The organism is Arthrobacter oryzae (genome assembly GCF_030812315.1).
Lineage (GTDB): Bacteria > Actinomycetota > Actinomycetes > Actinomycetales > Micrococcaceae > Arthrobacter > Arthrobacter oryzae_B.
The window spans coordinates 60,367-71,707 of the sequence record NZ_JAUSSM010000015.1; the positions used below are offsets into that span (position 1 = coordinate 60,367).

At 63.5% G+C, this 11,341-nt stretch carries 11 protein-coding genes; 10 read left to right on the top strand and 1 reads right to left on the bottom strand.

The window, feature by feature from the left end:
• Positions 1 to 89 precede the first annotated feature (89 nt).
• Both J2S97_RS21315 and J2S97_RS21320 read left to right on the top strand, forming a co-directional pair.
• A complete protein-coding gene (locus J2S97_RS21315; RefSeq protein WP_307051933.1) occupies positions 90 to 716 on the top strand; it encodes a cyclodeaminase/cyclohydrolase family protein in 627 nt (208 codons plus the stop codon).
• The gene (locus tag J2S97_RS21320) at positions 713 to 1,588 is read left to right on the top strand and encodes a bifunctional 5,10-methylenetetrahydrofolate dehydrogenase/5,10-methenyltetrahydrofolate cyclohydrolase (protein ID WP_307051934.1); all 876 of its coding nucleotides are present in this window, start codon (positions 713 to 715) and stop codon (positions 1,586 to 1,588) included. The genes J2S97_RS21315 and J2S97_RS21320 overlap by 4 nt, the downstream gene beginning before the upstream one ends.
• A 104-nt stretch (positions 1,589 to 1,692) precedes the next feature.
• Here the strand turns inward: J2S97_RS21320 and J2S97_RS21325 are convergent, their stop codons facing one another.
• Complete coding sequence (locus J2S97_RS21325; protein WP_307051935.1) at positions 1,693 to 2,343, bottom strand: GntR family transcriptional regulator; 651 nt, start codon at positions 2,341 to 2,343, stop codon at positions 1,693 to 1,695.
• A 219-nt stretch (positions 2,344 to 2,562) separates the two neighbouring features.
• On the opposite strand from J2S97_RS21325, the gene J2S97_RS21330 reads away from it, so the two are divergent.
• The 8 genes from J2S97_RS21330 to J2S97_RS21365 all read left to right on the top strand — a co-directional run bounded on the left by J2S97_RS21330 (position 2,563) and on the right by J2S97_RS21365 (position 11,224).
• The gene (locus tag J2S97_RS21330; RefSeq protein WP_307051936.1) at positions 2,563 to 3,438 is read left to right on the top strand and encodes a methylenetetrahydrofolate reductase; all 876 of its coding nucleotides are present in this window, start codon (positions 2,563 to 2,565) and stop codon (positions 3,436 to 3,438) included.
• A 12-nt stretch (positions 3,439 to 3,450) separates the two neighbouring features.
• Positions 3,451 to 5,778, top strand: coding sequence for an FdhF/YdeP family oxidoreductase (locus tag J2S97_RS21335; RefSeq protein ID WP_307051937.1), 2,328 nt, complete (start codon positions 3,451 to 3,453; stop codon positions 5,776 to 5,778).
• Positions 5,775 to 6,377: a GTP cyclohydrolase I FolE gene (gene folE / locus J2S97_RS21340; protein WP_307051938.1), complete on the top strand. Its 603-nt coding sequence runs from the start codon at positions 5,775 to 5,777 to the stop codon at positions 6,375 to 6,377. The genes J2S97_RS21335 and folE overlap by 4 nt, the downstream gene beginning before the upstream one ends.
• A 212-nt stretch (positions 6,378 to 6,589) precedes the next feature.
• Positions 6,590 to 6,994: a GlcG/HbpS family heme-binding protein gene (locus J2S97_RS21345; RefSeq protein WP_307051939.1), complete on the top strand. Its 405-nt coding sequence runs from the start codon at positions 6,590 to 6,592 to the stop codon at positions 6,992 to 6,994.
• A 247-nt stretch (positions 6,995 to 7,241) separates the two neighbouring features.
• On the top strand, positions 7,242 to 8,459 hold the full coding sequence (fdhA, locus tag J2S97_RS21350; protein WP_307051940.1) for a formaldehyde dehydrogenase, glutathione-independent: 1,218 nt from the start codon (positions 7,242 to 7,244) through the stop codon (positions 8,457 to 8,459).
• Positions 8,460 to 8,566: 107 nt separating this feature from the next.
• Positions 8,567 to 9,883: a molybdopterin molybdotransferase MoeA gene (locus tag J2S97_RS21355; RefSeq protein ID WP_373460622.1), complete on the top strand. Its 1,317-nt coding sequence runs from the start codon at positions 8,567 to 8,569 to the stop codon at positions 9,881 to 9,883.
• The gene (gene fdhD / locus J2S97_RS21360; protein ID WP_307051941.1) at positions 9,871 to 10,752 is read left to right on the top strand and encodes a formate dehydrogenase accessory sulfurtransferase FdhD; all 882 of its coding nucleotides are present in this window, start codon (positions 9,871 to 9,873) and stop codon (positions 10,750 to 10,752) included. The genes J2S97_RS21355 and fdhD overlap by 13 nt, the downstream gene beginning before the upstream one ends.
• Entirely contained in the window at positions 10,739 to 11,224 is a 486-nt protein-coding gene (locus tag J2S97_RS21365; RefSeq protein WP_307051942.1) for a molybdenum cofactor biosynthesis protein MoaE, read from the top strand. The genes fdhD and J2S97_RS21365 overlap by 14 nt, the downstream gene beginning before the upstream one ends.
• The last annotated feature ends 117 nt before the right edge of the window (positions 11,225 to 11,341 follow it).

Consider the following 11,341-nt stretch of genomic DNA (forward strand, 5'->3'; position numbering starts at 1 on the left):
TCCTCGCAACCAGAGTCCGGGCCGCTGCTTTTCCGTGACCCGTCCCATGCCCCAGGCCAGTCGAGTAGAGCTTCAGCCCAGGAAGACACATGATCAGTTCAGAAACAATAAACGACTACCTCGCCAGGCTTGCCTCGCGCGAACCCACCCCAGGCGGCGGCGCAGCCGCGGCACTCCACGCCGCCCAGGGAGCGGCACTTGTCGCCATGGTGGCCAGGTACACCACCGGCACGAAATACCAACAGCACGCCGAACTCGTCACCAAGATCATCAGCAGCGCCGACGGACTGGTGGCCCAGGCCCTGCGCCTCGCGGACGCCGACCAACACGCGTTCCAAGGCGTCATTGATGCCTACAAGCTCCCCGCCGGTACTGACTACCTCAAGGCCGAACGGACAGCATCAATCCAGGACGCGCTCGTCCAGGCTGCGGAAACACCGGCACAACTGATCCTCCTTGCCGGCGCCATCGTGGATCTTGCCACGGAACTGTTCGAGGTGGCCAATGTCAACGTGATCAGTGACGTCGCCGCCGCCGTCGACGCAGCCCGGGCGGCCGCCACCACTGCACGGGTAAACATCGACATCAATGTGGTGGCCATCAAGGACACCGAGGCACGTTCCCGGCTGGCTGAGCAGACGGACGGCCTTGAGGAAAAGGTCGTCCTGGCAGCCGACTCGCTCGTGAAGCGCGTTCGCGAAAGGATTCTCGGTTGAGCACCACACTCCTCTCTGGACGAAACCTGGCAAAGCTCATTCAGAAGAAGGCCCACGACGAAGCCCGGAACCTCGAAACTGACGGCCTGCGCCCCACCCTTGCAGTGGTTGTGGCTACCGACGACGGCTCCACGCTCTGGTATGTGCGGTCCATCGAACGGGCTGCAGAAAGCGCAGGCATCAATTGTCGGATCGTGGACCTGGGCCACGACGCGACAGGACAGATGCTGGCCTCAGTCCTGAAGGACCTCAGCGACGAGCCGTCCGTCAACGGCATCATCCTGCAGACGCCATTGCCTCCCGGCGTTGACGCCGATGCGCTGGTTGGGCATATCGCCCCCGAGAAGGACATCGACGGCGCGAACCCTCTGAGCCTTGGTCGGCTGGCTGTGGGCCAGCCCTCGTTCGCCCCTGCCACTGCACGGGCCGTCACCGAGATCCTGGACCACTTCGACATCCCTGTGGCGGGCCGGAACGTCGTCGTGATTGGACGCTCAACCGTCGTCGGAAAACCGCTGTCCCTGCTGCTGCTGGAACGCGACGCCACCGTCACCGTCTGCCACTCCAGGTCAGGGGCGCTGGAGAAATACACCAAGACGGCCGACGTCGTGGTGGTCGCCGCCGGGCGTACCGGCCTGCTGAACGGCGGCCATATTTCCTCCGGGGCTGTTGTCATCGACGTCGGCACCAACGTCCTTTCCAACGGGTCCCTCGTGGGGGATGTGGACGAAGCCAGCGTCCGGGGCATCGCCGGGGCGCTGACACCCGTTCCGGGTGGCGTCGGCTCAGTCACCACGTCCCTGCTTCTCCTGCACACCACCGAGGCCGCGCGGGAACAGTCGCTTGCCTTGGTCCGGGGAACAGCCGTGTGACCCACGGCAGGCGCCCCTGCTTCGCCTAGGCCGAGTTGTTGTCTCCGCGCCCGTGCAGATCCATGCGATCTCCACGGGCGCGAAGGCCGTGTCCTGCCAATGGGCTACAGGACGGCCCTGATGAGGTTCTCAAAGTCCGTCACATGCTTGGTGGTCAGCCGCGCAGCAGCTTCGGAATCCCCTTCCGCGATGCACTCGAGCAGCTCAATGTGCTGGGCAATATGCTCGGATACCGGAGGAAGTTTTTCCAGCACAAGGCTCCAGATCCGCGTCGCCAGGTTGTCGTACCGGATCAGGACATCTTCAAGATGCCGGCTCCCTGTGGCCCGGTAGATCATCCGGTGTACCCGCATGTCCAGGCGCATCAGGTCCCGCTGGGAATGCATTACCGGCAGGAGCTCCCCGACTTCCCTGGCAAATTCCTTGATCTCTTGCCGGAGCTGCGGCGATGCCATCCGGGCAGCCCGTGCTGCGGCCGCCGGCTCCAATAGCTGCCGGATTTCGGAGATTTCAGCCAGATCCGTGATATCCACCCCTGCGGCGAATGTTCCCCGGCGGGGATACGCCACCACCAGATGGTCGCTCTCAAGGCGCTTCATGGCCTCCCGGATGGGTGTCCTCCCCACTCCGAGCCGCCTGGAAATCACTTCGTCATTCAATGGTTCGCCAGGCTTGATGTCCAAAACGATCAGTTCATCGCAGAGCACCCTGTAGGCGAAGTCGGCGAAGGACTCGTCCTCCTGCCTCGTTGGCACGAAGGACCCCCCAACACCCGACGGTAGTTCTCCACCGCTTGCCATTTCCAAGTCTCCTCCCGATGCACGGCTGAGCCTTGACGCGAAGGCCTCCTGTACATAGTATTCCTAGAACTGATATATCAATATCCCATCAAAAAAATGTCACCCTCCGGTGCATGCCTGTTGGAGACTGCGCTCCGGCAGGCAGTGTTGCGGTGGTGCCACGAACGGAGAGCAATGAGCACAGAGGCTGTTGCAAGGATACGGCTGGAAGTGGTTCCGTCTGCCGATCTGCTCACACAACTCCCAGCAGCCTTTGACACCACGGGATCCGTCAGCGTGACGTGCCTCCCGCACCACGGGCCTGGACGGACCGTGGAGGCGTCCGTAAACCTGGCGAGCTTGGGTTACCACACCGTTCCCCATCTCGCAGCCCGCAGCATCACGGGTGAGGCAGAACTCCATTCGCTGCTGCTGCAACTGCAGGAGGCCGGTGTCTCGGAACTGTTTCTCGTTGCCGGTGACCGGCGCAAGCCCGCAGGTCCCTACGCCTGGAGCGGACAACTCCTTAAAGCGGTCAATGCGTACTCAACCGACTTCTCCATAGGCATCGCCGGTTACCCGGAAGGCCACCCGCAGCTCAGCCAGGAACAACTCAGCAGCAGCCTCGAGATCAAAGCGCCACTGGCGTCCTCCATGGTCACCCAGATGTGCTTTTCCGCCGAGGCGATCAGCCGGTACGTCCGAACAATCCGCAAAGGCGGCATAGAGCTACCCGTGTGGGTTGGAGTCCCCAGCCCGGTGTCCATCAGGAAACTGGTCGCCCTGGGAGCACGCCTCGGGGTCGGCCGCTCCCTCAAGCTCGCCCGCGGGACGGGGATGGCGGGAGCCCTCTGGCGACGGGACGACTTCCTGAGCTACGACAGCGGACGCCTGATCCGCGAGGTCCACCAGGAGATGGCGGGCGATCCCCTCTTTGCCGGGTTCCATGTCTACACCTTCAACGACCTCGGCCGCGTGCCTGGCCTCATGGATGATCTGCGGACACTGCAGCCAACCACCACGCTGGCCCCAGGCAGCACCTCCATTCCACTGTTTCCTGCCAAGATCTGAAGGGAAGATCACATGGCTTCAAAAGCCCCCAAGCAGAATATCGACGAGTCAAAACTGACCCTAACGAAGCCCAAAACTACTGCCGTAGGCCTTCCGGCTGTAGCGAACGCGCTGAAAATTTCCCTTGAGCAGATGGGCCCGCTGCGCAGCATCCAGACACTCATGGCTGTCAACCAGGTTGACGGCTTTGACTGCATGGGCTGCGCCTGGCCTGAACACGAAAAGCGCAATGCTGCGGAATTCTGCGAGAACGGCGCCAAGGCAGTGGCCGAAGAAGCCACGCTCCGCCGCGTCACGCCTGAATTCTTCGCGCAACACTCCATTGCGGATCTGAAGACGCGTGACGACTACTGGCTGGGGCAGCAGGGCCGGCTGACGCATCCGATGCTCCTCGACGAAGGCGCAACCCACTACAAGCCCATCGAATGGGACGACGCTTATGAGCTGATCGCCCAGGAGATCAGGGATATGGAGCACCCCGACCAGTCAGTGTTCTACACGTCCGGGCGGACATCGAACGAGGCGGCCTTCGCCTACCAGCTCCTCGTTCGCGGCATCGGGACGAACAACTTGCCCGACTGCTCCAACATGTGCCACGAATCGTCCGGCTCGGCCCTGGTCGAAACGATCGGCATCGGCAAAGGCTCCGTCAGCCTCACGGACCTGGAGACGGCGTCGCTGATCTTCGTGGCGGGTCAAAATCCCGGCACCAACCACCCGCGCATGCTCAGCGCGCTGGAGAAGGCGAAGAAGAACGGCGCCGTCATCATCTCCGTGAATCCGCTTCCCGAAGCCGGGCTCCTGCGGTTCGAAAATCCGCAGAACATTTCCGGCATGGTGGTGGGAACACAACTGACCGACGACTTCCTCCAAATCCGCGCCGGCGGCGATCAGGCCCTCTTCCAGGGGCTTGGCAAATACCTTCTCGAAGCCGAAGCCCAAGGGCGCAAAACGCCCGGCCTCCCCACCGTGCTGGACCATGAGTTCATCAAGGACCACACCGTTGGCATCGACGAATACCTGCGGTACCTCGAAAAGGCGGAATGGGACGACATCGTCGAAGCCACCGGACTGACACTGGAACAGATCAAGTCCACAGGCGAGCGCCTCCTGGTGTCGAGCGCCACCATCGTCTGCTGGGCCATGGGCCTGACCCAGCACAAGCACTCGGTTCCCACCCTCCGCGACGTGGTCAACGTCCTGCTTCTCCAAGGCAACATCGGCAAGCCCGGAGCCGGCGTCTGCCCCGTCCGCGGCCACTCCAACGTCCAGGGCGACCGGACCATGGGCATTTTCGAGAAGATGCCGGAGAGCTTCCACGACCGGCTTGACCACGAGTTCCAGTTCCACTCCCCCCGGGCGCATGGCTTCGACACCGTGGCCGCCATCCGTGCCATGCGGGACGGCAAGGTCCGCGTATTCATCGGCATGGGCGGAAACTTCGTGCGGGCAGCCCCGGATTCCGAGGTCACGGAACAGGCCCTGGCCAACACCCGCCTGACGGTACAAATCTCCACGAAACTGAACCATTCCCACGTATCGACGGGTCGACGTGCGTTGATTCTTCCGACGCTGGGACGCACCGAGAAGGACACCCAGCGCACCGGCGACCAGAGGGTGACCGTGGAAGACTCCATGAGTGCGGTCCACGCCTCCCGCGGACGCCTGAAGCCCGCAAGTGAGCACCTGCACTCCGAGGTGGCCATTGTATGCAACATCGCCCGCAAGATCTTCACTGGCAGCGAGAACCTCCCGCTGCCAAATACGCCCAAAGCCGACTGGCTCGCCATGAAGGACGACTACTCCATCATCCGGAAACACATCGAGGCGGTCCTCAGCGGCTTCGAGAACTTCGAGGAGCGGATCCAGAACCCTGGAGGGTTCGTCCTTCCCCACCCGCCCCGGGACGCCAGGAAGTTCGATACCGCTTCGGGCAAGGCCCACTTCACAGGCAACGAACTGGAATTCATCAGGGTCCCCGCGGGACGGCTCGTCCTCCAAACCCTGCGCTCCCATGACCAGTACAACACCACCATCTACGGCAAGGATGATCGCTACCGCGGCATCCACGGCGGGCGCCGCGTAGTCCTGATCAACGCCGACGACATTACTGAGCTGGGGTTCACGGACGGCGACATGGTCCATCTCATCTCCGAATTCCAGGGGACCGAACGACGGGCGGAAAACTTCCGCATCGTTTCATACTCGACGCCCAAGGGTTGCGCGGCGGCTTACTACCCGGAAACCAACGTCCTCGTGCCACTTGACTCCGTAGCCGACACCAGCGGCACGCCGACCTCCAAGTCCGTTATCGTGCGGCTTGAGCGGGCCGAAGCGTGAGCGCCGTCCTGACGACGGAAGCGACCGTCATCCAGGGTGTGGACGGGCCAAGGGTGGAACGGGCTGTCCGCGAATACCTCCTGGCCATCGGGGAGGACCCCGAACGGCCGGGACTGGCGGACACCCCGGCCCGTGTAGCCCGCGCCGCCGCGGAAATGTTCGGCGGGCTCCATGAGGATCCCCTGGCAGTCCTGGACAAGACCTTCGACCTCGGCCACGGTGAAATGGTCATCGTTAAGGACATCCCGTTCTATTCCACCTGCGAACATCACCTGGTGCCGTTCCATGGCGTGGCGCATGTGGGCTACATCCCGTCCGCTGAGGGACTCGTGACCGGCCTCAGCAAGCTTGCCAGGCTGGTGGACGTCTTTGCGCGAAGGCCGCAGGTCCAGGAGAGGCTCACCACCCAGGTGGTGGACGCGTTGGTCACATCGCTGCGGCCACTGGGCGCCATTGTAGTGATCGAGTGCGAGCACCTGTGCATGTCAATGCGGGGCATCCGCAAACCCGGGGCAAAGACCATCACGTCTGCAGTCCGCGGTGAACTGCGCCTGCCGGCCGCCCGGGCCGAGGCACTGAGCCTCATCCACGGCCGCTAAGAAATCTCTGGACATGCCCTGGCGGCTGCCATACGATGTAACTGATATATCTTTACTGACGAAGAAAAATATCAGCCTTTTGCATGCCGGACGACGTCGGCCAACAAAAATGACAGGGCCCGTTCAGCGCGAGGCAGTCTGCGTAAGCCCTTCAGGGCACCAGCCGCCACAGCTCAACCCCACTCACCACAGACACCTTCAAGGGAGAAACAATGTCTGATATCACCCAAGCGCAGGCCGATGCCGTCCTCGGCGCCGCCCGGGAGTCGGCCCGCAAAACCGGCACCGCCATGAACATCGCCGTCGTGGACGTCGGAGGCAACCTCAAGGCCTTCACCCGCATGGACGGCGCCTGGCTCGGCAGCATCGACATTTCCATCAAGAAGGCCCGCACTGCACGCTACTTCGACATGGCTACCGGATCCATCGGCGAACTGTCCCAGCCAGGGGGCCCGCTGTTCAACATCGAAGTCTCCAACGGCGGACTCATCACGTTCCCGGGCGGACTCCCGCTGCACGATGAGGACGGCACTGTCATTGGTGCAATCGGCGTCAGCGGCAGCACCGTGGAGAACGACCACACCGTAGCTTCCGCAGGCGCGGCCGCCCAGCGCTAGGCAGGACCGGAATGCTGTGCCACCGGGCACGGCATCCCACTGACAGCCTTCGTCCTCGCGAAGGATGAGCTGTCCCGTTCCCGTAAATGGTGCTTCGGTGACCTGAAACCTGGGGAGGTATCCTCATCGAAGCACCGCTTTCGGGCAACGGGGCAGCGCAGGCACTTGCCGGACCAGTGCAAGGCAATCCGACATGGCAGGCCTGGCACACCAAGCCCCAGCACCCCCCGTAGCCAAAGGAATGTCCATGTCAGGAAACAGAGCCGTCGCCTACAAGGAACCCGGTGTCGTCGAAATTATCAATACCGACTACCCAACGTTCGAACTCAAGGATGGGCCTGGCGTCAATCCGGCCAATGTGGGCCGGAAAGTACCCCACGGTGCGATCCTGCGCACGGTGACCACCAACATCTGCGGCTCCGACCAGCATATGGTGCGGGGTCGCACCACCGCTCCCAAGGACCTCGTCCTCGGCCATGAAATCACCGGTGAAGTGGTGGAAGTCGGTCCGGACGTGGAGTTCATCAAAGTCGGAGACATCGTCTCCGTACCGTTCAACATCTCCTGTGGCCGTTGCCGGAACTGCAAGGAGCGCAAAACCGGCATCTGCCTGAACGTCAACCCGGACCGGCCGGGCAGCGCCTACGGTTATGTGGACATGGGCGGCTGGGTGGGTGGCCAGGCAGAATACGTGCTGGTCCCCTACGCCGACTGGAACCTGCTCAGGTTCCCGGACCGCGACCAGGCCCTGGAAAAGATCATGGACCTCACCATGCTCTCCGACATCTTCCCCACCGGGTTCCACGGCGCCGTCACCGCCGGAGTCGGCGTCGGGTCCACCGTTTATATTGCCGGCGCAGGCCCGGTCGGCCTCGCAGCCGCCGTCGGCGCACAGCTGCTTGGTGCCGCCGTCGTGATTGTTGGTGACATGAACGAGGACCGCCTGGCCCAGGCACGCTCCTTCGGCTGCGAAACGGTGAATGTCTCCAACGGAGATCCGAAGGACCAGATCGAGCAGATCCTTGGAGTTCCCGAGGTGGATTGCGGCGTCGACGCCGTGGGGTTCGAAGCCCGCGGGCACGGCAAGGACGCATCCCACGAAGCCCCGGCAACCGTACTGAATTCCCTCATGGACATCACCGCAGCAGGTGGGGCCCTTGGCATTCCCGGCCTGTACGTCACCGGCGACCCCGGTGGAATTGACGAGGCCGCCAAGCGCGGCTCCCTGTCGCTGTCGTTGGGCACAGGGTGGGCAAAGTCCCTGTCCTTCACCACCGGCCAGTGCCCCGTCAAGTCGTACAACCGGCAGCTGATGATGGCCATCCTGCATGACAAGGTCCAGATCGCCAAAGCAGTGAACGCCACAGCGATCCCGCTTGAGGATGCACCGCGCGGCTACGCCGAATTCGACGCCGGCCCGGCCACAAAGTTCGTACTGAACCCGAACGGATACGTCAAGGCATAGCACCCGGCTGACGGGGCCGGGGACTGCGAGGCAGGCACCACGTGGTGCAATCCTTAGGGTCCCCGGCCCCGCACGTTTCAAGCACTACTTTCAGGAAAGGGGCACCATTGCTGGCCCAAGATACCGCCACCAGCGGCAGCAGTTCGGAGTTGCGCTCTGCATGGATTCCTTCCGGACATGCCTCCCCCACCTGGCCCGAAGCCAGGCAACTGGCTTTCGATAGCGCGGTCCCGCTCGCGCCGGTGGAGGTTCCCCTCGCATTGGCAGCAGGCCACACGCTTACCCGCAACGTCGCCGCCCTGCAAGAACTCCCCCATTACGACTCTTCTGCCATGGACGGCTGGGCCATCAACGGCGGCGGTCCATGGATCCTTGCCGGCCACGAACCCTTTTTGCGCCCCGGGAGTGCCAGCGTCATAGCCACCGGCGGACTGGTACCTGTTGGCACCCAGTCGATACTCCGCAAGGAAAGTGGCCAGGTCCACCACGATGCCGACGGCAGCCTTCTCCTGCGGCTCACTGACAACGCAAAGGAAGGCGAGCCAGGCCCGGGCCAACACATTCGTCCCGCGGGCGAGGAAGCTGCTGCCGGTGAGGTGCTGATCCCCGCCGGCACAATACTGAACCCGGGCCACATTGCCCTCGCCGCCGTGGCCGGCCACGACAACCTGCAGGTGCAGGCCAAGCCGGTGGTCGGCATCGTATTGACCGGTTCCGAAGTGGTCACGTCAGGCGTTCCGGAACCAGGACATGTCAGGGACACTTTTGGTCCGCAGCTGGGGACGGTCATTTCCCTTCTGGGGGGCACGCCTGGCGGCTCCCTGCGGATCGGAGATTCCTACCCCGAATGGCTCGCGGCACTTGGCGGTTCTGACGCGTTCCCCGGGCGGATGCCGGACCTGACCATAACCACTGGCGGAACCGGCTGTTCCGGGACAGATCATTTTCGCGCCGCCATCGCTGCCCTCGGCGGACAGCTGTTGCTGGACGGCATCGCCATGCGGCCGGGCCACCCGGCAGTCCTGGCCCGGCTCCCGGACGGCCGCTTCGTCGTCGGGCTGCCCGGTAACCCCCTGGCAGCAATGATGGCTCTCATCACTATGGGTGCACCGCTGCTGGAGGCACTCGGAGGCAGGCCCCTGAGCACCGCTGGACAGGTGACCTCCGCGGCTGACGTTGATCCGTGCCCCGGCCGTACGCGTCTGGTTCCCTGCACGTTCATCGAGGGGCTTGCCTTCCCGACCTCACATACGGGGCCCGGCATGATGCGTGGACTGGCTTGGGCCCACGGCGTCATGGCCGTTCCCCCTACCGGAGTCCAGTCCGGCGAGCCGGTTCCTGTGCTCCCACTCCCCTGGACGCAGGCCAACGAAACAATCCTTTCCACCACCAACCGAGCACGGAGCACCGCATGGCCCGCATGACGCAGCGCCGCAAGATCCACCGCTTCCACTTGGACGGTTCCGGCAGCGAATACCCGGTGCGGTTCAAGGAAGACGTACTCGCCGCTGAGGAGCCCTTGGAAATCCGCATTGGCGGCCGCTCCTTCGCTGTCACCATGAGGACCCCGGGGGACGATTTTGACCTGGTGGCCGGGTTCCTGGTCTCAGAAGGCATCATCAGTTCCCACTCCGAGCTGGTATCGCTGCGATTCTGCGCCGGCGATGCCGGGGGAGAACAGACATATAACGTGGTCGAGGCCCAGCTGAGGCCGGATGTACCCATGCCTGACACCATGCGGCATGTCTACACCTCAAGCTCCTGCGGCATCTGCGGGACAGACTCGATCGACTCGGTCCGCAAGACCCTTCCCTTCGATCCTGCCCAAGACACGCTGCAGATTCCCGTGGATGTCCTCGCCGAACTGCCGGAGCGGCTTCGCGAGGCCCAGGCGGTCTTCGACAAGACGGGCGGCGTCCATGCGGCCGGCCTGTTCAAGGTAGATGGCGCCAGCCCCGAGTTGCTTTGTCTCCGGGAGGATGTCGGACGCCATAACGCTGTGGACAAAGTGGTGGGATGGGCGCTGCGCCAAAACCTGTTGCCTCTGAGTGGCACAGTCCTCCAGGTGTCCGGGCGCGCGTCCTTCGAACTTGTCCAGAAGGCCGCCATGGCCGGCATTCCCGTCCTGTCTGCTGTGAGCGCGCCGTCAAGCCTGGCCGCCGACCTCGCCGTCGAAACCGGAGTGACGCTGGTTGGATTCAGCCGGGGACACAGCCTGAACGTCTACGCCGGTCGCGAAAGGCTGGGCCGTCCGCAGAAGATGGGCCGCGAGGAAACCTATGCCAGGCTTTGACGTTGTCCTCGCCGAGCTCAGCGATGACCCCATCTCGGTGGACCGGGCCACAGCCGCCGTCCAGGGCGACGAAGCCGGGGCCGTGGTCAGCTTCAGCGGAGTGGTCCGGAACCACGACGGCGGCATGGCCGTCAGCAGATTAAGCTACTCGGCCCACCCCACGGCACATCACATCTTGGCCGAAGTCGTGGCGGAATTGGTCGCGGAACATGCCGGGAAGGCCGCCACGCCGGTCCGCATCTGGGCCGCCCACCGCGTCGGGATGCTGGAGGTGGGGGATCCTGCACTGGTCTGTGCCGTGTCAGCAGCCCACCGTGGCCAGGCGTTTGAGGTGTGCTCACAGCTTGTGGACCGCATCAAGGCCCGTGTGCCGATCTGGAAGGAGCAATTCTTCGCAGACGGCACCGTGGAATGGGTCGGCGCAGGCGAACAACTTCCTTCTGAACCTCCCTCGCAAGAAATAGAGAAATAGGACAATAATGACTGCCTTTTCAACCACGCAGTCCGGTGCTCCCGTCACTTCCGACGCTCACTCGAAGGCTGTCGGCGCTGACGGCGCCATCATCCTGACCGACCATTACCTGATCGA